This is a genomic window from Megasphaera sp. SW808, assembly GCF_012027795.1.
Taxonomy (GTDB): Bacteria; Bacillota; Negativicutes; order Veillonellales; family Megasphaeraceae; genus Megasphaera; species Megasphaera stantonii.
In genome coordinates this window covers 1-26558 of record NZ_SJOT01000017.1, presented here as the reverse complement: position 1 = coordinate 26558, position 26558 = coordinate 1, and the positions used below count along the sequence as shown (strand labels likewise).

General features: G+C 55.7%; 24 protein-coding genes. 21 read left to right on the top strand and 3 right to left on the bottom strand.

The features are described from left to right. The first annotated feature begins 1 nt into the window (after position 1). From pyrR to E0L13_RS07395, 4 genes are all read left to right on the top strand, one after another. Positions 2-541 (top strand): bifunctional pyr operon transcriptional regulator/uracil phosphoribosyltransferase PyrR, encoded by a 540-nt coding sequence (gene pyrR / locus E0L13_RS07410; RefSeq protein WP_168061434.1) that lies wholly within the window; start codon positions 2-4, stop codon positions 539-541. 332 nt (positions 542-873) lie between these two features. After that, positions 874-1983 (top strand): alpha/beta hydrolase, encoded by a 1110-nt coding sequence (locus tag E0L13_RS07405; RefSeq protein ID WP_206081575.1) that lies wholly within the window; start codon positions 874-876, stop codon positions 1981-1983. Between the two features lie 73 nt (positions 1984-2056). Further along, entirely contained in the window at positions 2057-3241 is a 1185-nt protein-coding gene (locus E0L13_RS07400) for an MFS transporter (RefSeq protein WP_168061432.1), read from the top strand. Between the two features lie 22 nt (positions 3242-3263). Continuing rightward, entirely contained in the window at positions 3264-4220 is a 957-nt protein-coding gene (locus E0L13_RS07395; protein WP_168061430.1) for an MBL fold metallo-hydrolase, read from the top strand. A gap of 74 nt (positions 4221-4294) precedes the next feature. Here the strand turns inward: E0L13_RS07395 and E0L13_RS07390 are convergent, their stop codons facing one another. Continuing rightward, positions 4295-5194, bottom strand: a complete 900-nt coding sequence (locus E0L13_RS07390; RefSeq protein ID WP_168061428.1) for a LysR family transcriptional regulator — start codon at positions 5192-5194, stop codon at positions 4295-4297. Between the two features lie 104 nt (positions 5195-5298). Here E0L13_RS07390 and E0L13_RS07385 point away from each other — a divergent pair, with 104 nt between their 5' ends. After that, positions 5299-5877 (top strand): Rpn family recombination-promoting nuclease/putative transposase, encoded by a 579-nt coding sequence (locus E0L13_RS07385; protein WP_168061426.1) that lies wholly within the window; start codon positions 5299-5301, stop codon positions 5875-5877. 139 nt (positions 5878-6016) lie between these two features. Continuing rightward, entirely contained in the window at positions 6017-6277 is a 261-nt protein-coding gene (locus tag E0L13_RS07380; RefSeq protein WP_087478388.1) for a hypothetical protein, read from the top strand. A 231-nt stretch (positions 6278-6508) separates the two neighbouring features. On the opposite strand, the gene E0L13_RS07375 is transcribed toward E0L13_RS07380, so the two are convergent. Further along, the gene (locus E0L13_RS07375) at positions 6509-6988 is read right to left on the bottom strand and encodes a flavodoxin (RefSeq protein ID WP_240924688.1); all 480 of its coding nucleotides are present in this window, start codon (positions 6986-6988) and stop codon (positions 6509-6511) included. 34 nt (positions 6989-7022) lie between these two features. Further along, on the bottom strand, positions 7023-7574 hold the full coding sequence (locus E0L13_RS07370) for a flavin reductase family protein (protein ID WP_168061424.1): 552 nt from the start codon (positions 7572-7574) through the stop codon (positions 7023-7025). 158 nt (positions 7575-7732) lie between these two features. On the opposite strand from E0L13_RS07370, the gene E0L13_RS07365 reads away from it, so the two are divergent. The 15 genes from E0L13_RS07365 to serS all read left to right on the top strand — a co-directional run bounded on the left by E0L13_RS07365 (position 7733) and on the right by serS (position 26078). Beyond that, entirely contained in the window at positions 7733-8395 is a 663-nt protein-coding gene (locus E0L13_RS07365) for a TetR family transcriptional regulator (RefSeq protein ID WP_168061422.1), read from the top strand. Between the two features lie 92 nt (positions 8396-8487). After that, positions 8488-9477 carry a dihydroxyacetone kinase subunit DhaK gene (gene dhaK, locus E0L13_RS07360; protein WP_095630241.1) on the top strand — a complete coding sequence of 330 codons (990 nt, stop codon included), beginning with the start codon at positions 8488-8490 and terminating at the stop codon, positions 9475-9477. Between the two features lie 14 nt (positions 9478-9491). After that, positions 9492-10118, top strand: coding sequence for a dihydroxyacetone kinase subunit DhaL (gene dhaL, locus E0L13_RS07355; protein WP_168061420.1), 627 nt, complete (start codon positions 9492-9494; stop codon positions 10116-10118). Between the two features lie 57 nt (positions 10119-10175). Beyond that, entirely contained in the window at positions 10176-10553 is a 378-nt protein-coding gene (gene dhaM / locus E0L13_RS07350; RefSeq protein WP_107195379.1) for a dihydroxyacetone kinase phosphoryl donor subunit DhaM, read from the top strand. A gap of 12 nt (positions 10554-10565) precedes the next feature. Then, positions 10566-11510, top strand: a complete 945-nt coding sequence (locus E0L13_RS07345) for an alpha/beta hydrolase (protein ID WP_168061417.1) — start codon at positions 10566-10568, stop codon at positions 11508-11510. A gap of 23 nt (positions 11511-11533) precedes the next feature. Next, positions 11534-11980: a GNAT family N-acetyltransferase gene (locus E0L13_RS07340; protein ID WP_168061415.1), complete on the top strand. Its 447-nt coding sequence runs from the start codon at positions 11534-11536 to the stop codon at positions 11978-11980. 149 nt (positions 11981-12129) lie between these two features. Then, on the top strand, positions 12130-14412 hold the full coding sequence (locus tag E0L13_RS07335) for an adenosylcobalamin-dependent ribonucleoside-diphosphate reductase (RefSeq protein ID WP_168061413.1): 2283 nt from the start codon (positions 12130-12132) through the stop codon (positions 14410-14412). Between the two features lie 571 nt (positions 14413-14983). Continuing rightward, complete coding sequence (locus tag E0L13_RS07330; protein ID WP_168061411.1) at positions 14984-18196, top strand: S8 family serine peptidase; 3213 nt, start codon at positions 14984-14986, stop codon at positions 18194-18196. Between the two features lie 238 nt (positions 18197-18434). Further along, positions 18435-19040, top strand: a complete 606-nt coding sequence (locus E0L13_RS07325) for a flavodoxin (protein WP_168061409.1) — start codon at positions 18435-18437, stop codon at positions 19038-19040. Then, the gene (locus E0L13_RS07320) at positions 19037-19870 is read left to right on the top strand and encodes a 4Fe-4S binding protein (protein WP_168061407.1); all 834 of its coding nucleotides are present in this window, start codon (positions 19037-19039) and stop codon (positions 19868-19870) included. Before E0L13_RS07325 ends, E0L13_RS07320 begins: the two co-directional genes overlap by 4 nt. Positions 19871-19913: 43 nt before the next feature. Continuing rightward, positions 19914-20639 (top strand): antibiotic biosynthesis monooxygenase, encoded by a 726-nt coding sequence (locus E0L13_RS07315; RefSeq protein ID WP_168061405.1) that lies wholly within the window; start codon positions 19914-19916, stop codon positions 20637-20639. A gap of 717 nt (positions 20640-21356) precedes the next feature. Continuing rightward, a complete protein-coding gene (gene serC, locus E0L13_RS07310) occupies positions 21357-22430 on the top strand; it encodes a 3-phosphoserine/phosphohydroxythreonine transaminase (RefSeq protein ID WP_168061403.1) in 1074 nt (357 codons plus the stop codon). Between the two features lie 55 nt (positions 22431-22485). Next, complete coding sequence (gene serA / locus E0L13_RS07305; protein ID WP_168061401.1) at positions 22486-24081, top strand: phosphoglycerate dehydrogenase; 1596 nt, start codon at positions 22486-22488, stop codon at positions 24079-24081. A gap of 9 nt (positions 24082-24090) precedes the next feature. Beyond that, positions 24091-24735, top strand: a complete 645-nt coding sequence (locus tag E0L13_RS07300; RefSeq protein WP_168061399.1) for a histidine phosphatase family protein — start codon at positions 24091-24093, stop codon at positions 24733-24735. A gap of 59 nt (positions 24736-24794) precedes the next feature. After that, on the top strand, positions 24795-26078 hold the full coding sequence (serS, locus tag E0L13_RS07295; RefSeq protein ID WP_168061397.1) for a serine--tRNA ligase: 1284 nt from the start codon (positions 24795-24797) through the stop codon (positions 26076-26078). Positions 26079-26558: the final 480 nt, after the last annotated feature.

Here is a 26558-nt window from a genome sequence, read left to right as displayed (position 1 = left end):
GATGTGGAAAGAAAAAAATCTGCTCATGGATGAGAAAGCCATGGGCCGGGCGATTCGCCGCATTGCCCACGAAATCATCGAACGGAACAAAGGGCTGGATAATACGGTTCTCGTCGGCATCCATACCCGGGGCGTACCGCTGGCTAAACGGCTGGCAGCGGAACTGTCGGCTATTGAAGGCCTGGCTGTGCCGGTCTACGACCTGGATATTTCCGCCTATCGCGACGACACCAAAAAGACGTCCATCAACATGGTTGCCAAGGGGCAGACGCGCTTCGACGCCGACGGCAAGACGGTCATTTTAGTAGACGACGTCCTCTTTACGGGACGGACGGTTCGCTCAGCCCTGAACGCCATCATGGAGCTGGGCCGGCCTCGCTACATCGAGCTGGCCGTCCTCGTCGACAGGGGCCACCGCGAGCTGCCTATCCGCGCCGATTACGTAGGGAAAAACGTGCCCACGTCGCGGCGCGAAGATATTTCCGTCCAGCTGCGCGAAGTCGACGGGCAGGAACAGGTCGTCCTGCGGGAACAAATCTGATATACTATATATAACAAGAGATATAGGACGCTTCGCAGCCTCCTTACCGTGTACGTTCTAAGGAAGTGATACTATGGTAGGTCAATTAGTAGGAATCGTCGTCGTCCCTCTCGTCGCCTTTATCGTGTATATGCTGTACGCAAAATACCTGCGGTAATGGCGCGGCGGCAGCTGCTCTATAGGGGAGCTGCCGTTTTTTTTATATGCCAATCCATGCTTTTAAAACATGGATTGGCATTTTTTCTAAGTATTTGTTATTGCTCATCCTGTAGTATATACTTGAGCTATCAAGAGAAGGACTTTTGAAGCAGAACATCGGAGGAGGTATTCCTATGAAAGGACGAAGCAGAAACTATATTATCATGGCCTTGTTAGGCCTATCCGTTTTAGGATTCGGCGGGCTGGCCGCCGCGGCCGATATAGCGGAACACGCGCCGCGTTTGATAGCCGATGTGACCCTGCCGCCCGGCGATATGTCCCGCGGAGCCGATAATTTCTACGTCAGCGACAAGGTGGACGGCAAAACCGTGACGTTTACCGATATATACGATATGAAGGTCGCCGGAAATCTCTTCGTTCCTAAGACGCTGAAAGCCGGACAGAAGCTGCCGGCCATTATCGTCGGCCATCCTATGGGAGCCGTGAAGGAGCAGAGCGCCAGCCTGTACGCCCAGAAAATGGCTGAACAGGGCTATGTGACATTGGCTATCGACCTGCCCTACTGGGGTGAAAGCGAAGGGATGCCGCGCAACAGCGTCAATCCCGATACCTATGCCGAAGCCTTCAGCGCCGCCGCCGACTACCTCGGCACCCGCGATTTCGTAGACCGGGACAACATGGGTGTCATCGGCATCTGCGGCAGTGGCAGCTTCGCCATCAGCGCGGCGAAAATCGACCCGCGCCTCAAGGCTATCGCAACGGTCAGCATGTACAATATGGGCGATGCCAACCGCCACGGCCTCCATCATTCCGTATCGCTGGAACAGCGCAAGGCGATCATCGCCCAGGCAGCCCAGCAGCGCTATGTCGAATTTGGAGGCGGCGAACGACAATATACGAGCGGCACGACCCACGAGCTGACGGAGGATACGGACCCGATTCAGCGCGAATTCTACGATTACTACCGCACGTCCCGCGGCTCGTATACGACGCCCGGCGAAGATCCGGCTCACACGACCCACCCGACGCTGATGACAAACGTGAAGTTCATGAATTTCTATCCCTTCAACGACTTGGATTTGATTTCGCCGCGGCCCATGCTGTTCATCGCCGGAGCCAACGCCCATTCGCGTGAATTCAGCGAAGACGCCTATCGTTTGGCGAGCGAACCGAAGGAGCTGTACATCGTTCCCAATGCGGGCCATGTCGATTTGTACGACAGGACCGACGTCATTCCCTTTGGCAAGCTGACCCAGTTTTTCAATCAATATTTAAAGAACTAAGGAAAACGGCAGGCGCTGCGGCAGTCCATAGCGGACGCGGCGGCGCCGCCGTCTGTTCCGCCCATAGGAGGCCATGATGAAAGGACATCGGTTGTTTATCTTTATTTTAGCCGTCGGCGTGTTCGGCATTTTAAATACGGAAATGGGGGTTATCGGCCTTCTGCCGTATGTATCGGCGTATTTCAGCGTGTCTATTTCCGAAGCGGGGGCGTTGGTCAGCTTGTTTGCCCTCATCGTCGCCGTGTCGGGGCCGGTCATGCCACTGCTCATGTCGCGGTTTGAGCGGAAAAAGGCGATGCTCTTCGTGCTGGCCGTCTTTATCGCCGGCAACGTCATATCGGCCGTGACGGACAGTTTTGCCGTCCTCTTGGCGGCCCGGGTTATTCCTGCCTTTTTCCATCCCGTGTACTGCGCCCTGGCTTTTTCGGCGGCGGCGGAAGCGGTGCCGCCGAAATACGCCCCCGATGCCGTCGGCAAGGTCATGGTCGGCGTCGCTGCCGGCATGGTTCTCGGCGTACCGGTCAGCAACTTCCTGGCCGACGCCGTATCGCTGCAGGCGGCCTTCGCCTTCTTCACGGCTGTCACAGCGGCGGCTTTTGCAGCGACGTTGTTTTGTATTCCGTCCATGCCGGCCGGCCCGAAACGGACTTACGGCGAGCAAATCGGCATCCTGCGCCGTCCTGCCGTGTGGATGTCGATTTTTGCCATCGTCTTCATGAACGGCGCCTTATTCGGCGTGTTTACCTATTTGGCCGAATACTTGGGAGTCGTGACGGCCTTGTCCGGCGGTGCTGTGAGCCTGTTTTTATTCGTTTACGGCCTATCCAACAGCGCAGGCAGCTTCCTGTCGGGGCGGCTTATCCGCTGGAACGAGGGGCTGACCGTGCAGGCTTTTCCCTGGGTTCTGCTGGCGCTGTACGCCTTGGTATGGCTGGGCGGCGCGACGGCGGCTGTCATGGCCGTCCTCGTCGTGGCCTGGGGATTCGTCGGCGGCGTCAACGCCAGCACGCAGCAGTACATCCTCACCCAGACTGCGCCGGAAGCAAAGGAATTTGCCAGCGGCATCTTCCTCACGTCAGCCAATGCCGGTACCATGGCCGCGTCGGCCCTCTGCGGCTGGTGCATTGCCCAGTGGGGGACGGCGGCGGTTCTCCTGGGCGGCGCGGCCTTTGCCGCCGTCAGCGTCGTGTTCCTGCGGCTGCGGTCGCTTGCTTTTCACCGCTCTGGCAAAGAGGAAACGATAGCTCAGGTTTCATGATATTTTATAAGGAGGAATAGATATGAATTTGCATTTTATTACGCGGCGTACTCTGTCGAAAGCCGTGTTCGCTGCGGCCATAGCCGCGATGATGATGCCGTCCGTGCTGGCGGCTCCACAGACGGTTCCGGCAAAGCCGGCGGCCGTCGTACAGCAGTATGCCGACCTTGGGCCGGCCCAGGAAGTCGTCTTGAATGATATTACTGTCTATGCCTTTGATGAAAGCCCATTGACTTTAGAAAGCAGTATTTTTCCCGACCTATCTCAGTACCCGGACCGCATGGCCCTCATGCCGAAGGGGCAATTCCATACGATTACCCGTACCTATTTGATTCAAACGGGAGATAGACGGGTCCTTGTCGACGGCGGCTGGGGCACGGAAAGCGGCGTAGACGGCAGGACAGTGGACTACTTGGCGAAATACGGCGTATCTGCGGACGACGTAACAGATATTTTGCTCACCCATATGGACGTAGACCATATTTCCGGCCTGCTTCACGGCGGTAAGGCCGTTTATCCCAACGCTGTGCTCCATATTGCCGCGAAGGAATATAACCGCTGGATTGTCCAAGGCGCCGACAGGGAAGCGGAATACATTGTTCTGGCACGAAAGGTGGCAAAGGCTTATGAAGGCCGTATTGCCTTATTTGACTATGACGAAGAAATCCTGCCGGGGATTACGGCCCGCAACGCCAACGGCCACACTATGGGCCATACGTGCTATGACGTTACGTCCGGCAATAAGGGGCTGACTATTGTCGGCGATATGATTCACGTTGCGCCCATTCAGATGCGCCATACCGAATATTGCAGCGTTTACGACGTTGATCCCGCATTGGCTGCGCAGACGCGGGAACGCGTTTTGTCAGAACTGAGCCGGACAGATCGCCTGATTGCAGGCATGCACTTCCCGCAAATCGGCAAAGTCCGCAAGGATAAGGACGGCGGCTACGTCGTCGTCCCGGACACAAAGCCATAATTTTTCTGATAATATAAAGAATCCTCCCTGTGTCCTGATGATAGGACATAGGGAGGATTTGCTGCTGTTTGATATTACGTGTCTAATGAGATGGCCGTTAAATCTTTGCGGATATGCTCCAGAAAGATGCGGCTGGCTTTGGAAAAGCGGTGCGATTTTTTCCAAAGCAAGTACGGGATCGCCTGGAGGGGCGGATGGAAGAGGCGATGGCACAGCGGGCTGTCCGGCCCGGTTGGGGCGAGATTGTCGAAGGAGGTGGCATAGCCCAGCCCTTCCTGAACCAGCAGGGATGCGTTGTAAAAGAGGTTGTATATGGCGACGATATGAAGCTGCTCGACGGGCACGCCGAGCCAGCCGGCAAATTCATTTTGTTCCAATGCCTGGGCTGAGCAAATGAGGGGTAAAGACAAGAGATCGGCAGGGCTGATAGTGTCTTTTTGGCTGAGGGGGCAGCCTTTGGGCATGAGCAGCCCCCAGTGATGCGCTCCGGGCAGGCGCAGGTAGTGATAGGGAGTCAAATCAAGGGGGCCGAAGACGACGGCGAAATCCGTCAGGCCCTTATCCAGCTTGTCCAGCACGTCGGGCGCGTTGCCGCTGTAGAAATGGGTTTGGATGAAAGGATAGGAACGCCGCATCGCCGTCAGCGTGCGGGCGATAAAGCGAATGGGCTCGCCTTCGCCGCAGCCGATGCGCACTTCGCCGCGGATTGAGGCGTCGTCCATAGCGGAAAACTCCGTCGTCGTCTTGTCGATGAGGCTGAGGATTTCTTCGGCCCGCTGGCGCAGGAGAAGTCCTTCTTCGGTCAGGCTGATGCGGCGGCTGCCGCGGATAAACAGCTGCTGCCCCAATTCCCCTTCCAGCTCCATGAGCTGCCGCGACAAGGTCGGCTGCGTGACGTGCAGGGCCTTTGCCGCCTGGGTGATGCTGCCTTCCTGCACTACTGTAAGAAAATATCGAAGTACGCGGATTTCCATGACCTCAGCTCCTTTATAATATCTATCTGTATTATATCATACGAGATGCAGCGGAGCCTTCATTTCCGTTTTGTTATAGCCCGGTATATTGTCGAAACGTACGGATGTTTGATATACTACAAGTAAGAAAAGTAATGAGAAATAAACGATTGTGTCAATATTTAATCGAAAAAATTTTAAACATCAAAATCGCCGACATTACCTATCCAGATGTGGAAAAAACGATAGATATCCGATTGGACAGCAAGAGCGTCCGTCTTGACGTATATGTTAAAGATGATACGGGACGAGTATTCGATATTGAAATGCCGTGCGAAAACGAACCGAACGGTGGCCTGACCAAGCGGACGCGATATTATCAGGCCATGATTGATATGGAAATATTAGAGACAGGCGAAGATTACGACTGCTTAAATCCGTCGTACATTATCTTCATTTGCACCTTCGACGCTTTTGGCGACGGCCTGCCCGTCTATACCTTTCGGAATCACTGCATCGAAAAGGAAGCTATAGAACTGGGAGACGAAGGAACAAAACTATTTTTAAACTGTAAAGGCGACGACAAAGCTCTGGACCCGGATATACGAGCGTTCTTGCGTTACGTCGACGGTAAGGTTGCTGAGTGCGCGCGTGTATCGGCAGACTATGTTACGGAATTAGGGAAAAAGAATTGTTTATTGTAGTCTGACTAAGGCATCTGCGGGAGCAGGTGTCTTATTTCGCAAGATAGGCTCTCGATTTTGCGAAGACGACAGTGAGATGTTGGCGGACATACGGGCGTTTTTGAGATACGTAGACGGAAAGGCGGCGGAGGGGAGATTTATGAAAGCCGTAGAAGATGAAGTCATGAGGGTGAAGGAACATAAGGAAACGAGGCGAGAATATATGACGTACGCAATGGAAACCAAACGGCGCGAGCTGGCGAGCTTTGCCGAAGGTGAAAAAACGGGCGAGAAAAAGAAAGAAACCATGATGATATTGGCTATGCTGCGGAAGGGATTTTCCGTAGAAAGTATTGCAGAGTGTGCGCAAACCTCGGTAGAATATATCATGGAATTAGGGAAAAAGAATCATTTGTTATAATCTGTATAAGGCGTCTGTGAGAGTGGACGCCTTATGTCGTAAGATAGGAGTCGTTTTTTGAGAAACCAATGGCAAACCGCTGGGCCCGGATATGCAGGCGTTTTTGAGATACGCAGACGGAAAGGCGGCAGTACGACATCCTATTCGTTACTATGTAAAAACACACGAGTCCGATGGCACCTTTAGGGCAGGGCCATCGGACTCGTGTGTTTTATATGTAGGGATATTCTATTATTTAAAGCTGTTCAGCCATTTCGTCGCGCTTTCGACGGTTTGGCGGCCGTTGAGGAGCTTGCCCGATTTAATCGTCGCACCGGGACAGGACGGCTGCAGGTCTTTGGCTGTGCTGCCGAGGCCGCTGCCGCCGGACGTAGCGAAGAGTACGATCGTCTTGCCGGAAAAATCGTGGCTTTCCAAAAAGGTCTTGATGATTGACGGGGCCGTGTACCACCAGATAGGGAAGCCGAGGTAAATGGTGTCGTAAGAGCTGACATCGATGGATTTGCCGCCTATGGCCGGTCGGAAGGACGGGTCGTTCTTTTCTTTTGTCGTGCGGCTGCTGCGGTCGGTCCAGTCCAAGTCGGCCGGGGTGTACGGCGTTTCCGGTACGATTTCATAGATATCAGCTTTGGCTGCCTGGGCTAATACGGCCGCGGCCTTGGCCGTCGTGCCGCTGGCAGAAAAATACGCTACTAAGGGTTTGTTCATCATAAAATCCTCCTTGTCATGAAATATATATAGAATCTTACCTTTTCGTTCCGGCGAAGGACAGGCATTTTCCGAGGCGCTTGCCCGTGCGGAGATAGGTGTACGTCGGAAATTCAAATAGGATCGGTGCGATTTTTTCGTAGTCCGGCTTGCCGTCGGCTGTCAGGACGCCTTCTTCGGCCCATACGGCCTTGATTTCCAAAATGAAATTATCAAACGTTTCCGTTTCGTAATTGTCAACGACGCGGCATTCCATGACCAGGGGCGATTCCGTCGGTATCGGCGCGCCCGTTTCGCCGGCCGTCCACTCGAACAGCCTCGATTTGTCGTCCCGGTGGCCGCTGACGCTGCCGGCGCAGTCAGCTTTAGGCAGCATGGCTTCGTCGACGAGGCTGACCGAGACGACGCCGTGCCGGCGGATACCTTTGTTGGTATAGTGAATCTTCGCGCAGCTGATGAGGATGCGGTCGTGACCGATGATGCCGACGTGGGCGACGGTCATCCAGCTCGGCTTGCCATCGACCATAGCGCCGACCAGGGTAAGGGGCGTCGGATACAAGGCGGGAAAGGCGCCGATATTCTTTTTCATAGATTCCTCCTGTAAAAACGCACTGTATAGTAATTGATGAATAAATAACATAACGTAACTTAATAAAATAATAGCATACGCGATGATTCTTGTCAATGTATAGCTTCATGGGCTATAATGGAGTTATATCATGAAGGATTGCGTACGAGGAGGGCTATATGTCGGAATTTGTCAGGGCGCGGAGCGCCGAACAGAAGGAAGCGCGCATGGAAGAAGTGAAACGGGCTGCCGATCGGCTGTTTTCCGCCAAGCCCTATCATGAAATCACGCTGACGACCATCGCCGCCGAGCTGTCGTGGACCCGGGCTAATTTGTATAAATACGTGACCAGCAAGGAAGACATTTTCCTGGTCTTGTGCGGCGAAAAGATGAGCGCCTATATGGACGCCCTGCTGGCAGCCTTTCCGCGGGGATGCGGTTACGCCGTGGGCGTATACGCCGAGGTATGGGCCGGTATCCTGTCGGCTCATCGGGACTACCTGCGCTACGGCGATATTTTGTCATCCATTATCGAGACCAATGTATCCGTCAACAGGCTGGCAGAATTCAAAGCCCTGTATTTTGACAAGGCCGGACAGCTGGCCGACGTACTGTCGCAAAATTTGGGAATCGAAACGAAAGAGGCCTGCGAATGCATCCTGGCCGTATATTTCCACGCCGTCGGCATATGCAGCATGTGCTGCGACAATCCCCTGCTGCGGCAGGCCTTGGAGCGGGCCGGCATCGCCGTCGAGCCCGTCGACTTTCAGGACAATATGAAGCGGTTTATCGCCATGAACTTGGACTATTACGGCGCAGGGCGGAAGCAACCGCAGGGATGAAGGCATATATTGTGATTTCTCTGAAATGTTGCTATACTAAAGTCAAATGACAGGCATCATTTATTTTTTATGGAAAAGGGGAGGAAGACGCGATGAAAAAAATCATAAACGACGTGGCAAACGTAGAAGAGGAAATGATCCTGGGATTGGTCAAGGCGGCGCCGCAGAAGCTGCGCAAGCTCGACTACGGGACGATTGTCGTGCGGGAGCCGAAGCAAGAAGACAAGGTCGCCCTGGTCAGCGGCGGCGGCAGCGGCCACGAACCGGCCCACGGCGGCTACGTCGGCGAAGGCATGCTGGACTGCGCCGTAGCCGGCACGGTCTTTACGTCGCCAACGCCGGATCAGGTGCTGGAAGGCATCAAGGCCGTCGCGACGGATAAAGGCGTACTGTGCATCGTCAAAAACTATACCGGCGACGTCATGAATTTTGAAATGGCTATTGAAATGGCTGCCGACGAAGGAATCAAGGCCGATTATGTCGTCGTCAACGACGACGTAGCCGTCAAGGACAGCCTATACACGACGGGACGGCGCGGCGTAGCCGGCACGATTTTCGTGCACAAAATCGCCGGGGCTAAGGCCGCCGAAGGCGCGAGCCTGGAAGAAGTCAAGGCCGCGGCGGAAAAGGTCATCGCCAACGTCCGCTCCATGGGCATGGCTATCGAGCCCTGCACGGTGCCGGCAGCGGGCAAGCCGGGCTTTGAGCTGTCCGATACGGAAATGGAAATCGGCATCGGCATCCACGGCGAGCCGGGCACGCACCGCGAAGCCCTGGGCACGGCTGATTCCATCGCCAAGATGCTTCTCGACAGCATCCTCGCCGATTTAGATTATACAGGCAGCGACGTCGTCGTCCTGGTCAACGGCATGGGCGGCACGCCTCTCATGGAGCTGTATATCGTCAACAACTTTGTGCAGGATTACTTGAAGGAAAAGGGCGTCCGCGTCTACGACACGATGGTCGGCAACTACATGACGTCTATCGAAATGGCCGGATTCTCCCTGACGCTGCTGCGGCTGGACGAAGAAATGAAGAAGCTCTACGACGCCAAAGCCGACACGCTGGCTTGGAAGAAATAAGGGGGGACGGGCGATTGAATACGCAGAAATTAGCCGAAGTCATAGCGGCCATTGCGAAAACCATAGAAGAAAATAAAGAGTTCCTGACGCAGCTCGATAATGAAATCGGCGACGGCGACCACGGCATCAACCTGGCCCGCGGCTTTGCCGCCGTGGAACAAAAGCTGCCGACCTGGGCCAATTCGGACATCGGCACCCTTCTTAAAGGCGTGGGCATGCAGCTCGTATCGACTGTCGGCGGCGCGTCGGGTCCCCTGTACGGCACGGCGTTCATGAAGGCCGGCATGGCCTGCAAGGGGATGACCGAGCTGGACGGTCCGGCCTTCGCCGCGGCCATGGAAGCGGCCGTCGAAGGCATCAAGATGCGCGGCAAGGCGACGGAAGGCGAAAAGACCATGCTCGACGCCTTATGCCCGGCTCTGCGGGCGGTCAAGGCGGCCGTAGAAAACGGCAAATCGTTGAAAGAAGCCCTGCAGGACGGCGCGGCGGCCGCCGAACAGGGCGTGGCCTATACGAAGACGATCATCGCCACTAAAGGCCGGGCCAGCTACCTCGGCGAGCGCAGCCTGGGCCATCAGGACCCGGGAGCGACGTCGTCGTGGTACATGCTGCAAACCATGGCCGAGCACATAGACGAATAAGGATAGAGAAACGGGCCGGCTGTATTGCCGGCCTTACCTGTGAAGGAGGAAAAAAACATGGTAGGCATCGTATTGGTATCGCACAGCCAAAAGGCGGCGGAAGGCGCGGCCGAGCTGGCGAAGATGATGGCACCGGCGGCTCCTGTCGCCGCGGCCGGCGGCATGGAAGACGGGAGCCTCGGCACGAGCTTTGAAAAAATTTGCGCCGCCGTCGAGTCGGTATATTCGGAAGACGGCGTCGTCGTCATCATGGACATGGGCAGCGCCGTCATGACGGCCGAGATGGTCGTCGAAGCCCTGGACGACAAGCGCGTTGTCCTTCTCGACTGCCCCTTTGTCGAAGGCGCCGTCATTGCTGCCGTCGAAGCGGAAGGCGGCACGGCCATAGACGAGATGCAGGAAAAGGTCGAAGGCGGACGGGACCGCAAGCTGTAAGGACGGGAGACTATGATACGGCGTTTATTCAAATGTCTCTGCACGCTGGTCTGCCTGGCTGCCGTGCTGGCCTTCGGCGCGGGACTGTATATCGGCAATCTGGCCTTCGAGCGCTTTGCTTCTGCGCCGTGGGACGTCATATTCGGCATTGAAAACATGTCCTGCGACGTAGAGCGAATCGCCGCCGGCGAGGAACGGTTCGACTGGCAGGAAGCGGAGACGACGGGCCGTGACGGCGTTCCCTTGCGGGGGACATATATTGAAGACCAGGGCGGCTCCCATCATACGGTAATCCTGCTGCACGGCCTGTATCACAATCGGGCCATGTGCCTGCCCTACGTCGGCATGTACCGCAGCCTGGGCTACAACGTTCTGCTCGCAGACCAGCGCGGCCACGGCGAAAGCGGCGGCCAGACCAAATGGGGTGTCCAGGAAGCCGACGACATTGGCCGATGGGTACAGTGGCTGAAGGAAAAAGATGCATCGATGACCGTTGGCCTCCACGGCGTATCCCTGGGCGCGGCTATGGCGCTCTTGTACGCCGGCAGCGACGCCGGACGGGACGCGGCCTTCGTCGTCGCTGACAGCTCGTACGGCAACATCGTGTCCCTGGGACGGGAAAAGCTCATGGCGGCGGCAAAAGACGACCGCCTCGTCTGGGAATACGACATTCTCATGCCCTTTTTCCAAGGGGCCATGTGGTATCACACGGGCAAGTTTTTATCAGACATCGAGCCGGCCCACGCCGTACGGTCGATACGCTGTCCCGTCTTGTTCCTCCACGGGCAGGAGGACCGCCTCGTGCCGGTAAAGACGGTCTGGAGCCTCTATGAAAACTGTGCCAGTGCAGAGAAATACGTCCATGTCTTCGAAGGCTCACCCCACGCCGTCGGCATTTCTACAAACCGAAGGGAATACCGGCAGCTCGTCACGGAATTTCTCTTGGACACGCAGTAACGAAAGGTCGCGGAAACCACAGCATGATAGAATACAAAGAAATAATGGATAACAAAAAGAAATACCTGCCCCTGCTGCTGATAGCAGACGAGCAGGAGTCGGCTATCGACGCCTATTTGGAGCGCGGACGCCTGTACGTCATGGAAGACGGCGGCGTCCGCGCCGTCTGCGTCGTGACCGACGAGGGAGAGGGCGTGCTGGAGATTAAAAATCTGGCCGTCGCCCGGCCGTGGCAGCGCTGCGGATACGGGCGAGCCTTCGTCGAATATATCCGGCGGCGCTATCGGGGCGCCTTTCATACGCTGCAGGTCGGCACCGACGACAGCCCCTTGACGATACCCTTTTATGAGGCCTGCGGATTTGTAAAATCACACCGGGTCAGAAATTTTTTCATAGACCACTACGACCATCCTATCTATGAAGGTGGCGTGCGCCTCGTCGACATGATATACCTCCGCCGGGACCTATGAACGGCCTCTGGGCAAGTAAGAATCTCCTTGCGAAGACCGTACAAGACTGCTATAATAGGAAACGGAATCATTGCAAATACTATATACAGTATAAGTAATAATAATACAATACCATATATAATATATGAGAATGCATAGGAGGGTGTTTCATGAACGAGCAGGAATGGCTGGGCGAACAGAATCAGCTGGGCATGGATATTTGGAAAAACAAGTACTGCAACAACGGCGAAACCTTTGAGCAGTGGATTGACCGCGTCAGCGGCCATGACGAAGACGTGGCGCAGCTGCTGAAGGAGCAGAAATTCCTCTTCGGCGGCCGCATTTTGGCCAACCGCGGATTGGAATACGAAGGCAAGAAAATTACCTTGTCGAACTGCTACGTCATGACGCCGCCGGAAGACAATATCGAAAGCATCTTCGACCGCGCCGGAAAGCTGGCCCGCACGTACAGCTACGGCGGCGGCTGCGGCATCGACATTTCCGGCCTCAGCCCCAAAGGCGCGCGCATCAACAACGCGGCGAAGGAGACGAGCGGTTCCATATCCTTTATGACCCTCTATTCCCTCGTGACGGAGCTCATCGGCCAGAACGGCCGCCGCGGCGCCCTCATGATTTCCATCGACTGCGCCCATCCCGACGTCCTGGAATTCATCAAGCTGAAAACCGATTTGAATAAGGTGACGAAGGCCAATATTTCCATTCGCCTAAGCGACGAATTCATGGAAGCCGTCAAGGCCCGCCAGCAGTTCCGCCTGCACTACACGCGGAAGGAAACGGGCCAGGTCATCGAAAGCATGGTCAACGCCGCCGACATCTTCCGACTCGTTGCCGAAACGAACTGGGACTACGCCGAGCCGGGCGCCCTGTTTTGGGACCGCATCTGCCAGTGGAATCTCCTGGCCAATACGAAGGAATTTAAATTTGCCGGCGTCAATCCTTGCGCCGAAGAACCTTTGCCGGCCGGCGGCTCGTGTCTCTTGGGCAGCCTGAACCTGGCGAACTTCGTCCGCGATCCCTTTTCGGACAAGTCCCTCTTTGATTTCAACGAATTCCGCCGCTGCGTGACCATCGCCGTGCGGGCCCTGAACGACGTCCTCGACGAAGGCCTGCCCCTCCATCCGCTGCAGGAACAGCAGGACAGCGTGCGCCAGTGGCGGCAGATCGGCCTGGGCATCATGGGCCTCGGCGACATGCTCATTAAGCTGGGCATCACCTATGGCAGCGACGAAGCTGTCGCCCTGTGCGATGAAATCGGCTTCGCCATGACCGATACAGCCATCGCCGCCTCGGCGAACCTGGCCGGCGAACGGGGAGCCTTCGACATGTGCCACATCGACGAAATCATGGAAACGCCCTTCTTTAAGGCCAACACGACGAAAAAGACGGCGGCCCTGGTCAAGGAAAAGGGCCTGCGCAATTCCCAGCTCCTGACTATCGCCCCGACGGGCACCCTGTCGACTATGCTGGGCATTTCCGGCGGCATCGAGCCCATTTACGCCAACTTCTACGAACGGAAAACCGAGTCCCTCCACGGCACGGACGTCTACTATAAGGTCTACACGCCTATCGTCGAACGGTACATGAAGGCTCACAACATTAAAGACGACTCCCAGCTGCCGGAATACTTCGTCACTGCCCTGACCCTGGACTACCACCAGCGCGTCGCCATGCAGGCCATATGGCAGCGGCACATCGACGCCTCCATCAGCTCGACGGTCAACGTGCCCAACAGCTTCACCGTCGAAGACACGGAAAACCTCTACCTCCTGGCCTATGAAAAAGGCTGCAAGGGCCTGACCTTGTTCCGCGACGGCTGCAAGCGGGCCGGCATCCTGACGACCCACGTCGACAAGAAGGCCGCCCCCATCGCCGGCGCAGGCCTCGAACGGGGCGAAATCGTCAGCATCGACGACAACGTCATCGGCAAAAAACGCAAGCTCGTCACGGGTTGCGGCAGCCTGCACTGCCTGGCCTTCTTCGATCCCGAAACGGGAGCCCTCTTGGAAACGTACCTGAGCAAGGGCTCGACAGGCGGCTGCAACAACTTCATGATTGGCCTGTCCCGCATGATTTCCATCAGCGCCCGCGCCGGCATCGACATCTACACCATCATCGACCAGCTCAACTCGACGGGGAACTGCCCGTCCTACTCGGTCCGCCGGGCTACGCGGGGCGATACGAGCAAGGGCTCCTGCTGCCCCATGGCCGTCGGCAACGCCCTTCTCGACATGTACGACGAAGTGCAGGAGGACCTGCGCCAGTCCGCCGCCGTGACCCAGGGCGACGTGCCGGTCAAAAAAGCGCCGGTCAAACCGAAGGCCGATAAAAAAGTCACGGCCGAAAGCATCTTCTGCCCTCAGTGCGGCGAACCCTTAGTCTTTGAAGGGGGCTGCAACACCTGCAAAAACTGCGGCTGGAGCAAGTGCAATTAATAGGATAACGACAATACTGCAAGCAGGCTGTCTGTCGGAGACGGCCTGCTTTTTCTATGGGAACAGGCGGAACGATGCGGCTCCTGGTAATGACGTCGCGTATGGGCTGTACTATGAGGACTCTGAGTCAGTTTACGGTGCGCTGTAACGAAAGCGTCTTCGTATAGCATATAGACGCAAACATCGTTTCAGCATTTTAAAATAACGTACCGGGATGGGAACTCGTCTATGCGGCTTCATGCAGGAAGGACAACACAAGGGTTCTGCCGTTGGCGGGATGTCCCCTTGCCATCCGATGGGATACGAAGAAGATACATCTCGTCGGCAGCCTATAGGAAGAAATCAGAATCGTATGATATACTATAAAAAGAACGTACCCTGGCGCTATGACGGGAAGCTCACCCCTGCAAAAGGTACAAATCAAAGCGAGGTATACCGATGAATAAAAACCACAAACCACAAACCACAAACCACATTAACACTGATAGCCACGCTGGCGTTGGGCTGGGCGATGCCTGCCGGCGTACTTCCTGCAGAGGCTAATGAATTTGTAACCGACGAGTATTACGGCGTGAACGGAAGGTGGTGGGTTCAAAGCCCCTATGATTTTATGAACCTGTCCGATACGTACGCCAAGGGCTATACGGGCAAGGGCGTTACCGTCGGCGTCTTAGATGACAATATCAATCCTTACATTCCCGATTTTATCGATCAGGCCGTCCAGATCGTGCAGCCGACAGACGATGAAGCACTGCCCGGTGATATGGATCTACGAATACATGGGACGATGGTGTCGGGAATCATCATGGCCGATAAAAACGATTTCGGCATGCACGGCGTAGCTTTCGACGCCGGACTTGCCTTTGCGGCGTACGGCAATTTTACGAACGATCATTGGTATACGGGATTTTTGGACGATGAAAATATAAAAATTATCAATAATTCCTGGAGCGGTTTTATCAGCAGCAAGTTTACAGAAGATGCAGAGTACGAGTTTCTTTATGATAGGATACGGAATGATGAGCGCGTATGGTACGGCGAGGCGGCAGAAGCGGCGCGGCAGGACAAACTCCTTGTTTTTAGCGCTGGGAACGACGGCCAGGTAATAAGCGATTCCCTGCAAGTTCATGCCGGCAGCGACGAGGCCTTGCGGAATCACATCGTAAACGTCACGTCGGCGAGCCATTTCTATTTGGCGGAACAAGACGACGGCTCTATACTTGCTTCTGTCGGCGCCCTTTCGCTGTTTACCAATCTGTCTGCGTATGCGGAAGACTATTCCCTGAGCGCTTTCGGTACAACAATATATGGACCAGATGCCTTGGAGATAGGGGAGACGATCTATAGAGACGGGACGTCCTTTGCCACCCCGATGGCGACCGGCGTCGGCGCCTTGGTGCAGCAGGCCTATCCCTATTTGAGCGGCAAGCAAATCGGCGACGTCCTGCTGAGTACGGCCAATAAAAACATTAAGCTGTCAGACTCAGACAATGGGTTTGTCACCCTGTCCTTTGGACCAAACCGGTCTTCGTTAGAAGGCCTTTCCGTATATCTTGTCGACGGCGCAGAAGGCGAAACGCAAAAACAGGAGGCAGCGTATGCTTTAATTCGTAAGGCCTATAACCAAGAGTATCAGAGTGATGATGGGAGTCTAAAGGTATTGCTTAAAGATGAGTTTGATTGGCACATGAAGGATGTTTATGGGTATACCTATGATTGTAGTAACGGGCAGGAGTTTGCCGACTATATTCGGAAACTCGTCGATGAGGGAACCCTAAAACTTAATATCTATACCGACGTGCCTATGGACGTCTTGTTCGGCCAGGGCGTCGTCGACGCCGACAAGGCGACGAACGGCTTAGGGGCGATAAACGTGCGCCGCCTGACGAAAGACGATGTGAGCGGCGATTATACCGTCGGCGGAGAGCAGAAAGACCAAGCTTTATACACTGTCGATACGCAGGGCTATGACTCGGTATGGAGCAACGACATCGGCGAAATACGGGCCGGACATATTGCCGAACATCCCTTGGGCGACGAAAATACGGCGTTTGACGGGGCAGACGGCGATATTAAGGATCTGCATGACCGCTGGGTATACTATACGGAGAACTTTGACCTAGACAGCACAGACGACACAGTTAGCTTTGCCGACCGCTATGTAGAAGACTATAACAAATATGTCGATGACAACGGCCTTTTAGGCCTCCAAGGCGGCCTGAAAAAGACCGGAGACGGGACGCTGGCCCTGACCGGTAAAAATACCTATAAAGGCGCGACGATAGCCGCCGGCGGAACCCTGCAGATCGACGGCTCCGTCGCCGGCGATGCCTACAGTGAGGATGCGGGCGCCATTGCCGGTAGCGGTACCATTAATGGAAACTTGTATAATAATGGAGCCGTCGCCGCTGGGAGCTGGGGCGCTGTGACAAAGGACGACGGTACGGCGCAGACCTTGAACGTAAAAGGGACGTTTAGTGGAAAGGGAAGGATTATCGCCAATACAGACGGTACGACGTATGCCCGTCTCCACGTTCAACAGGACGCCGACCTTTCCCAAATGACCCTGCAAGCCGGGCAGTATGCCGCCCCCGGTGTAACGGGCACGATTTTGACGAGCGGCGGCGTAGGCGTAATAACTGGAGCAGATAGCCTGAACGGTTCGTTCAGCGGCTTGCTCGACAGTGAAGTGAGACAAGACGGCGACAGCCTCAACTTGACGACGAAGGCTGACAACAACGCCGGCATTGCTGCCGACCGCTTTGCCGCTGTAAACGGCTTGTACAGCGCGCTGGATAAAGACGAGCAGAAGGATATGTACCGCCTGTACGCCTTGGACAGCGGAAACGTCCGCGCGGCGATAGACGGCCTGAGCCGCAGCGAAAGTATGCATCTGGAACTGGCCTACGACGCCATGCAGAACCGAGACGTCCGCCAGGCCGTGCGGCAGCAGGAACGGACCGATCGGGAAGACGCCGTATGGGCTATTACCGGCAAGGGCTGGGGCAGCATGGACGACGGCTTGAAACGGCACAGCTGGAACGCCGCCGTGGGCTATGATTTCTACGACGACGGCGACGCCTATGCCGGCGCGCTGGTCGCCTACAGTGACAACAGCCTGAGCGGCTATGACACCGACGGTACGTATAAGAACTACAGCGTCGGCCTGTACGGCGGCACGAAGAACCGCCCCGGCACGGCGACGGCCTACGTGAGCTACGGCCGGCAGGAAAACGAGCTGACGCGGTATTTAGGCAGCACCTTCAGCCACAGCGGCGCATCCAGCAAGGTGACGAGCGACTACGACAGCACGGTCTTCGGCGTCGGTGCGACATACGCCTACGACCTGCACTATGGGAAAGAAGCTGGCTGGCACGTCAGCCCCTACGTCGGCCTGGATTACGCCCATTATCAGCAGGACTGCTTCGGCGAAGACGGCAGCGTCTTTGCTCTCCGCAGCGGCGGGTTCAGCGACGACTACCTGACGGGCGAACTCGGCGTCGATATGAAGCGGGAGACTAACGGCAAGACTTACGGCTTGTCCGTAGCCTATCGGCGCGTCTTCGACGGCGACGCCCAGCATACGGGATTTTCCTATGCCAAGGGAAATGGCATAGGCTTCGGCGTACAGTCTATGAACCATAGCAAGGATCACGTCGTAGCGTCGGCCTACGCCTCGGCCGAGCTGTCCGACCGCTGGGAAATCGGCGGGGCCGTAGAGCAGGGCTGGTCCCGCACGAGCCGCGACCTGAGCGCCGCCGTAAACGTCGCCTATCGCTTCTAACGCCGCTGTGCGAGCTGAGGCGAGGAGAACGGCAATCGCCGTATCGGATAGGCCAAGATATACGGGAAATGAATATGTTATCATCCGCCATAAGCATTAGACGCAGCCAGGGCCGCGTTTTATAATGAAGGTGTCTCGACGAGGAGACGCCTTCTTTTTTTAGCCGGAGACGGCTGCGGCTAGTTTCCTTCGTCGTCGAATTATAATAAATTGTTTTATTCATCGCAGGAGGTGCGCCGTGAAAGTTGGAGGAATACTCATTGCCGTCGTCTTAGTCGTGACCATTGGCTGGGCCTTTGTGTCCTATCCGCAGCCGGCGGAGTCCGTGCAGGCCGCCGCGCCGGAACGCATACTGATTGCCTATTATTCCCAGAGCGGACATACGGAGGCCGTCGCCAAGGCGATTCAGCAAGAAACGGGCGGCGATTTGTACCATATACGGACGAACATTGCGTATCCGAAGAATGCGCCGGCCATGCAGAGCCAGGCCAAGGCGGAATACAACGAAGGGCTCCGGCCGTCCTTGGCCGAACCGATGCCGGATATGAGCCGCTACGACGTCGTCCTTTTAGGATTCCCCAATTGGTATAATGCGCCGCCTGTGGGAGTGTTCACCTTTTTAGAAGGGACGGATTGGAAGGGGAAGACCATCGTTCCCTTCGTGACTTACGGCCTGAGCGGCTGGGGCAGCAGCATCGACGATATTCGGGCTGCCGCGCCGGACGCCGTCCTTGCTAAGGGGTTGGCCGTTCATGCGTCCCAGGCTGGGAATTGCAAAGAAGCCGTCGCGTCGTGGTTGGATTCGCTGGGACTAGATGCCATACAAGGAGGTAGGAACCGATGAAGCTGCAGATTCGCCGCCATGCCGTGCAGCTCTGCGCGGCTGTGTTATATAACGCCAACGCCTTTACGCCCCTGACGGGCCGGGCTGTCGATTTCCCCTATGACAAGGCCTGTGTGCCCGGCTTAAACTGCCAGTATTGCCGCTATACCATTGCCGGGTGTCCCTTAGGCGTGACACAGCAGGCGCTGAGCGGTTCCTTTTCTGCCGTGGCCTGGCAGTTTTGGGGGATGCTGGTATTGTTTGGCCTCTTATTCGGCCGGATGATTTGCGGCTGGGCCTGTCCCATGGGCTGGCTGCAAGAGCTGTTGAATAAAGTGCCATTTCCAAAGCTGAAAAAGAACCGAATGACCTATTATTTGTCTTACGTAAAATACGTGATGACCGCTTTGTTTGTATTAGCCGTTCCCTTGTATACGGGGCTGGTGACAGGACGTGGGATTACGGCCTTCTGCGCCTGGATTTGCCCGGGGAATTTCCTGGAGGCCCTGTTTTTGCCGACGCTGTTTCAGGGCAGTGTCGACAATTTAGTCATTGCCGTGCAGAATGCCAAGTTTTTCTGGGTCATGGCCCTGCTTGTGGCGATGCTGTGGATATACCGCCCGTTCTGCCGCTTTCTCTGTCCTCTCGGCGCGTTTTACGGCCTGTTCAACCGGTTTTCCGCCGTGGGAATGACCGTAGACGTCAAGGCGTGCATTCATTGCTCCGCCTGTGTGCAGACGTGCCCGATGGATATCCGCACTGTCGGCGACAGGGAATGCATCGGCTGCGGCGCTTGTATGGCCGCCTGCCCGACGAAGGCCATCCGCATCAGGCGGCCTTTTGGAAAATAAAAGAGTATATATCAAACAGTATGATTGTGGAGGTGCAAAATCGATGAAAAGAAAATTGCTTTGTATTGCCGCCGCGCTGAGTACGTTGTTTGCCGCTGCATCTGTCCAAGGGGCGAGCGTGCGGACGCCGGACGGGAATATGCCCTTGATTCACTGGGCCGTCGTCGAATCGGCTGACGGGCAGATGGGCGTCCTGCAGCAGTTAGGGGCGAAGCACGTCGCTCCGGAAGTTGCGAAGGAAGATGGCACCTACGCCCTGTATGGAGCCGTAGATGCCAAAAGTCCCAATATCATGCGCGTATTGGAATTCTATGAAGACGACGACGCCTACCGCATCCACGCGGCGAGCGACGGCTTCCGCGCCTATGACGAAGCGCGTCGTCCCTATTTGAAGGGCGTGAAGATTTTGGAAGCCACAGGCATCGCCCTGGAACAAAAAGACAGCGGCGTGGGGACGAGCGTACAGATGGATTTGATCCAAGTCAAGCCGGAATGCCTGGAAGCCTATGAGCAGCGATTGGTCGAGGAAATCCGCCGGGCCGCCGCTGATGATGAGCACGTCGTCGGACTCTATGCGACGGCTGAAAAGGACAATCCGGCCCGAATCCATACGATGGGTATCTTTACCGATGAAGAAGGCTATGAAGCGTATGTCGCTTCGCCGGCATACCAGGCCTTCTGCCGCGATACGCAAGACATGATCGTCATGCAGAATCACATCGAAAATCAGCCCGTCCGCATTACGCTAAGCCAACGGGGCGTGAAATAATATACGGGCAGTTTTCATTGACAGAACCTGTAACTATCGTTATACTAATTGTAGAAAAGAAAGTAATGTGCCACAGCGCACGAACACCCCGGAAAGGTAGCGACTTTCCGGGGTGTCTTACTATGGGCTGATTGCTCTTATCGGTATCTGTTCAGCCACTGGCAGATATAATTGGCGAGTATACCTGCCGCAACAGATAGTAAAAAAGAAAGTAATGTGGTTTCCACGGCGCACCTCCTTTCCGTTGCCGGAATAGAGAAGAGCAACATGTTTAATATAGCATAGGACGCAGACAAACAGAATATATGTTTTATTGCGCAAACGGCATACGAACACAGCCTGTCGTCATAGCGCGGCAGCCATATAGTTCGCTATACGTGATTTTTACCTTTCTGTGTCTTGACAGATAATACATTTGTGTTTATAATAGACCTAATTTTACGAAACCAAACGCGATGAAAGAGAAAAAAGCTTGGCGTGTCTGTTACAGAGAGCTGCCGGAACGGTGCGAGGCAGCAGGGCAGCAAAGCATTCCGCTCCGGAGCATCAAATGACGAATTTGACGGGTACGCCCGATACAGCGCGACGAGATGGCCGAAAGGCAAGCTGGGTGGCAACGCGGGAGTATACTCTCGTCCCTTTTTAGGGACGAGAGTTTTTTTTATTATAAGCGAGAGAGTTTCCCTGCGGCTCTCCGCACGAGGGGACATGAGAAGTATGAAACGAGTGTATAATTTTAACGCCGGACCGTCGGCGATGCCGCTGGACGTATTGAAAGCGGTACAGGCTGAATTTCTCGATTTTAATCATACGGGGATGAGCATCGTAGAAATCAGCCACCGCAGCGCGGCCTATCAGGATATGCAGGACGAAACGGTAGGGCTCATGCGCCGGCTGCTTCAGGTGCCGGACGACTATCATATCGTCTTTATGCAGGGCGGCGGCAGCCTGCAGTTTGCTATGCACGCCATGAATTTTCTCAAGCGCCGCGGCGGCTATCTGAATACAGGCGTGTGGTCCGATAAGGCCATGAAGGCGGCGTCCTTCTTCGGCGATGTCTACGAAGTGGCGTCCAGCAAGGCCGACGGGTTTTCCTATATTCCCAAGGCCGATACCTTCGTCGTCCAGCCCGATACGGACTACGTGTACATGACGTCGAACAACACGATTCACGGCACGGAATGGCACGGCTATCCGTCCTTCGACGTGCCGTTGTTCTGCGACATGTCCAGCGATTTCATGAGCCAGCCTGTAGACGTGTCGAAGTTCGATTTCATCTATGCCGGCGCGCAGAAAAACATCGGCCCGGCCGGCGTCGTCGTAGCCATCATCAAGGACTCGCTCCTGGCGCAGGCGAAGGAAGACGTGCCGGTCGTGCTCCAGTACAAGACCTATGTAGATCACGACTCGACGTATAATACGCCGCCGGTCTTCGGCATTTATTTTATCAACAAGGTCATGCACTGGCTGGAAGACAACGGCGGCCTGGAAGGAGCGTACCGGCGCAACGTGCAGAAGGCCGGTATCGTATACGCGGCTATCGACGGCAGCGACGGATTTTATCGGGGCCACGCGGCTGCCGATTCGCGCAGCCTCATGAACGTGACGTTCAACCTGCCGACGGCAGAGCTGGAAGCGGCATTCGTCGCCCAGGCGGCGGAACGGGGCCTCGTAGGCCTCAAGGGCCATCGGTCCCTCGGCGGCTGCCGGGCGTCTATTTACAACGCCGTGACCGAAGAAGGCTGCCGGGCCCTGGCCGAATTTATGGAAGAATTCAGAAAGAACCATTAACCTACGGCGGGCGCGAAGCCCGCACGATACAGTAGATGATCAGGAGGATACGAACATGAAAATATTAGTCAGCGACGACGTTTCTATCAAAGGGGTAGAGCTGCTGCGGGAGCACGGCTATGAAGTAGACGTCAAAACGAATTTAGACGAAGCGGGCCTTATCGAGTGCATCGGCGAGTACGACGGCCTGATTACCCGCTCTATGACTCACGTGACGGAAAAGGTCATCGATGCGGCGGCGAAATTGAAGGTCATTGGCCGGGCCGGCGTCGGCGTCGACAGCATTGACATCAAGACGGCGACGGAACGGGGAATTATCGTCGTCAACGCGCCGACGTCCAATACGGTAGCCGCGACGGAACACACCTGCGCCATGATCATGGCTATGACCCGCCACATCCCCCAGGCTCACGATTCCCTGATGGCCGGCGAATGGGACCGGGAACGGTTTACGGGCATTCAGCTTAAAGACAAGGTCATCGGCATCATCGGCCTCGGCCGCATCGGCTCGGGCATTGCCAAGCGCATGCAGGGCATGGAAATGAAGACTATCGGCTACGACCCGTACATTCCCGAAGACCGCTTTAAGCAGCTCGGCGTCGAAGCCGTCGACTTGGATACGCTCCTGCGCACGTCCGACTACATCACGATGCATACGCCTCTGACGAAGGAAACGACGGGCATGATCGGCGCAGAAGAAATCGCCAAGATGAAAGACGGCGTGCGGGTGATCAACGTATCGCGCGGCGCTGTGCTGGATATCAACGCCCTGGCAGAGGCCCTGCGGAGCGGCCACGTAGCCGGCGCGGCTGTCGACGTCTTCCCGGAAGAACCGCTGGGACAGGACATCAATCCCTTTGAAGGACTGGACAACGTCGTCATTACGCCCCATCTGGGCGCATCGACTGTGGAAGCGCAGATCGGCGTGTCCGTCGACGTCGCCGAAGGCGTCATGGCCGCCCTCAACGGCGAGCCCGTGCCGACGGCGGTCAACATGGCTCCCGTACCGATGAACGTGTACAACGTCATCCATCCCTATTTCGACCTCATGGAACGGATGGGCATCATCGGCGTTTACCTTACGGAAGGGCCGATGAAGGAAATCCAGGTCGAATACACAGGCGAGCTGGCCGACACGGAAACGCGGCTCCTCACGACAGCCGTCCTCAAGGGAGCCCTGAACCCCATATTGCAGGATTCGGTCAATTTCGTCAACGCGCCGGAAGTCGCTAAGACGCGCCACATCGCCGTCAAGGAAATCAAGTCCCACGACAACGGATATTTCCTCGACGCCGTGACGGTGCGCATCAAGACGACCAAAGGCGAACACTCCGTCGTCGGCATGCTGTTCAATAAAAACGAAGCGAAAATCGTCCAGATCGACGAATACCGCGTCGACTTTACGCCCGAAGGCTACCTGCTTCTCGCGCCCCACGTCGATCAGCCGAACATGATCGGCCAGATTTCAACCATCCTCGGCCAGGCCCGCATCAACATCACGGGCATGCAGGTCGGCCGCATGACCCAGGCCGGCAACAACATCATGGCCATCGCCGTGCAGGACGACATTCCCAACGACATCATGCTCAAGCTCCGCTCCATCGACGGCATTCTCGATATGAAGCTCATTCACTGCGACGTGCAGCACTAGGAGGACACTATGGTACGCATCATACTGATTCGCCACGGCGAAACGCAATGGAATATAGAAGGCCGCTATCAGGGCCAGGAAGACACACACCTGAGCGAACGGGGCCTAAAGCAGGGCCATATGGTTGCCCAGGGATTGAAGGATACGCCCATCGACGCAGCCATTTCCAGCCCCTTGGAACGGTCGTACATGACCTGTGCCTTCTGCGCCGAGCTCCACGGCATTGACGTGCTGAAGGACGACCGGCTCCTGGAAATCAACCACGGCGACTGGGAAGGCCGCCTGGCCGACGACATCGAAGCCCAGTACCCGACGGAATTTCACCAGTGGCACACGGAGCCCCATCTGGTCACCATGCCCGGCCCGGGCGGCGAGTCCCTGGAAGACGTGCGCCGCCGCGTCCGTGCCGCCTTCGACGAATACGCTGCGGTCTACGACGGCAAGACGGTCCTCGTCGCCGCCCACGACGCCGTAAACAAGGCGATTATCTGCGACGTCCTGGGCCTCGACATGAGCCATTTCTGGCAGATCAAGCAGGACAACACCTGCATCAACGTCCTCGAATGCCAGGACGGCCGCTGGCGTCTCGTCCTGCTGAATTCTACAAATCACATGGGGTATTTGTTCAGCGGTATTGAACAAAAAGGGCTGTAACGAGTATAATATAACAGTACAAATTTACGCTGTTTTGCATAACGAAAGGAAGAATACCAATGTTAGATACGAAATTTATCCGCGAACACGTTGAAGAAGTCAAAGACAACCTTGCCAAGCGTCACGCCAGCGCCGACGTAGACAAATTCGTCGAACTCGACGCCAAGCGCCGCGAACTCCTGCAGAAGGTAGAAGCCATGAAGAGCGAACGCAATACGGTGACCCAGGAAATCAGCAAGCTGAAACGGAATAAAGAAAACGCCGACGCCCAGATCGCCGCTATGAAGAAGCTCGGCGACGATATCGACGTCCTCGATAAAGAAGTCAAAGCCGTAGAAAAGGACATGCTTGACATCCAGCTCATGATTCCGAACATGTGCAATCCGTCGATTCCCGTCGGCGAAGACGACAGCGACAACCCGGAAGTCCGCAAATGGGGCGAACTGCCGAAATTCGACTTTGAACCCCTCAATCACTGGGACGTAGGCGAAAACCTCGGCATCCTCGACTCCGAACGGGCGGCGAAGGCGACGGGCGCACGGTTCTACTACTACATCGGCCTCGGCGCGCGCCTCGAACGGGCCGTATACAACTTCATGCTCGACCAGCACGTCTATAAAGACGGCTACACCGAAGTCATTCCGCCGTACATCGTCAACCGCGACACCATGATCGGCACGGGCCAGCTGCCGAAATTTTACGAAGATATGTACCGCCTGAACGTCGAAGGCGAAGAAATGTACATGATTCCGACGGCTGAAGTACCGCTGACCAACTACTACCGCGGCGAAATCATCGACGGTTCCAAGCTGCCTATCTACCTGACGGCTATGACGCCGTGCTTCCGCGCTGAAGCAGGCTCGGCCGGCCGCGACACGCGCGGGCTCATCCGTCAGCACCAGTTCCACAAGGTAGAAATGGTCAAATTCTCCGCTCCTGAAACGAGCTATGAAGAACTGGACAAGATGACTCACAACGCCGAAGATATTCTGAAAGCTCTCGGCCTGCCGTACCACGTCGTCTGCCTCTGCACCGGCGACATCGGCTTCTCCGCCGCGAAGACCTTCGACGTCGAAGTATGGTTCCCGGCCCAGGGCAAATACCGCGAAATCTCGTCGTGCTCCAACACGGAAGATTTCCAGGCTCGCCGCGCCAACATCCGTTTCCGCCGCACGCCAAAGGACAAACCGGAATACGTCCATACCCTCAACGGCTCCGGTCTCGCCGTAGGCCGCACCGTCGCCGCCATCCTGGAAAACTACCAGCAGGCCGACGGCTCCGTCGTCGTACCGGAAGTCCTCCGTCCGTACATGCACTGCGACGTCATTACGAAACAGAAATAAGATTGGCTATATAATATAGAAATATAAAAAGAAACGGGACGTTCCTATGGTATCATAGAAATGTCCCGTTCTTTTTCGATGCATTCGTCTGTATGCATGGCATTGACATAACGCTGCGTTGTCCTGTATGATTATCACAGGCATTACACACGAAACGGCAGGCGGTTGTATCGCCCCTATCCATTTTCCAATGAATGGGGGTGATGCCCATGAACGATATGAATATCTTTTTGTTACTTCTTATCGTGTTGGTACTTTTGTTACAAAAGAGATAAACCGCCTCTAGTCCCTTAAACTTAGGCGGTTTACTTTTGCTAATTATGAGGGGCTACAACCGTTTGTCGGTGTAATGCCTTTTTCAATTTTATTATACCGAGTTATCATAGGGCCGTCAAGTGTGTCGGACAGCGTGACAGTGTCAAGTTGTTGTGGGTATATATTTGACAGAAACATCTTGGCATGTAAATCAGCCTTTTAGTG

What these genes read in the sequence shown, in the direction of transcription:
- pyrR (WP_168061434.1), top strand. Translation starts at nt 2, where the DNA reads ATGTGGAAAGAAAAAAATCTGCTCATGGATGAGAAAGCCATGGGCCGG.
- E0L13_RS07400 (WP_168061432.1), top strand. Translation starts at nt 2,057, where the DNA reads ATGATGAAAGGACATCGGTTGTTTATCTTTATTTTAGCCGTCGGCGTG.
- E0L13_RS07320 (WP_168061407.1), top strand. Translation starts at nt 19,037, where the DNA reads ATGAAGCTGCAGATTCGCCGCCATGCCGTGCAGCTCTGCGCGGCTGTG.
- E0L13_RS07375 (WP_240924688.1), bottom strand. Translation starts at nt 6,988, where the DNA reads ATGATGAACAAACCCTTAGTAGCGTATTTTTCTGCCAGCGGCACGACG.
- E0L13_RS07335 (WP_168061413.1), top strand. Translation starts at nt 12,130, where the DNA reads ATGAACGAGCAGGAATGGCTGGGCGAACAGAATCAGCTGGGCATGGAT.
- E0L13_RS07345 (WP_168061417.1), top strand. Translation starts at nt 10,566, where the DNA reads ATGATACGGCGTTTATTCAAATGTCTCTGCACGCTGGTCTGCCTGGCT.
- dhaM (WP_107195379.1), top strand. Translation starts at nt 10,176, where the DNA reads ATGGTAGGCATCGTATTGGTATCGCACAGCCAAAAGGCGGCGGAAGGC.
- E0L13_RS07385 (WP_168061426.1), top strand. Translation starts at nt 5,299, where the DNA reads ATGTTTGATATACTACAAGTAAGAAAAGTAATGAGAAATAAACGATTG.
- serA (WP_168061401.1), top strand. Translation starts at nt 22,486, where the DNA reads ATGAAAATATTAGTCAGCGACGACGTTTCTATCAAAGGGGTAGAGCTG.
- E0L13_RS07405 (WP_206081575.1), top strand. Translation starts at nt 874, where the DNA reads ATGAAAGGACGAAGCAGAAACTATATTATCATGGCCTTGTTAGGCCTA.
- E0L13_RS07300 (WP_168061399.1), top strand. Translation starts at nt 24,091, where the DNA reads ATGGTACGCATCATACTGATTCGCCACGGCGAAACGCAATGGAATATA.
- E0L13_RS07370 (WP_168061424.1), bottom strand. Translation starts at nt 7,574, where the DNA reads ATGAAAAAGAATATCGGCGCCTTTCCCGCCTTGTATCCGACGCCCCTT.
- E0L13_RS07340 (WP_168061415.1), top strand. Translation starts at nt 11,534, where the DNA reads ATGATAGAATACAAAGAAATAATGGATAACAAAAAGAAATACCTGCCC.
- dhaK (WP_095630241.1), top strand. Translation starts at nt 8,488, where the DNA reads ATGAAAAAAATCATAAACGACGTGGCAAACGTAGAAGAGGAAATGATC.
- E0L13_RS07390 (WP_168061428.1), bottom strand. Translation starts at nt 5,194, where the DNA reads ATGGAAATCCGCGTACTTCGATATTTTCTTACAGTAGTGCAGGAAGGC.
- serS (WP_168061397.1), top strand. Translation starts at nt 24,795, where the DNA reads ATGTTAGATACGAAATTTATCCGCGAACACGTTGAAGAAGTCAAAGAC.
- E0L13_RS07395 (WP_168061430.1), top strand. Translation starts at nt 3,264, where the DNA reads ATGAATTTGCATTTTATTACGCGGCGTACTCTGTCGAAAGCCGTGTTC.
- E0L13_RS07365 (WP_168061422.1), top strand. Translation starts at nt 7,733, where the DNA reads ATGTCGGAATTTGTCAGGGCGCGGAGCGCCGAACAGAAGGAAGCGCGC.
- serC (WP_168061403.1), top strand. Translation starts at nt 21,357, where the DNA reads ATGAAACGAGTGTATAATTTTAACGCCGGACCGTCGGCGATGCCGCTG.
- E0L13_RS07380 (WP_087478388.1), top strand. Translation starts at nt 6,017, where the DNA reads ATGAAAGCCGTAGAAGATGAAGTCATGAGGGTGAAGGAACATAAGGAA.
- E0L13_RS07315 (WP_168061405.1), top strand. Translation starts at nt 19,914, where the DNA reads ATGAAAAGAAAATTGCTTTGTATTGCCGCCGCGCTGAGTACGTTGTTT.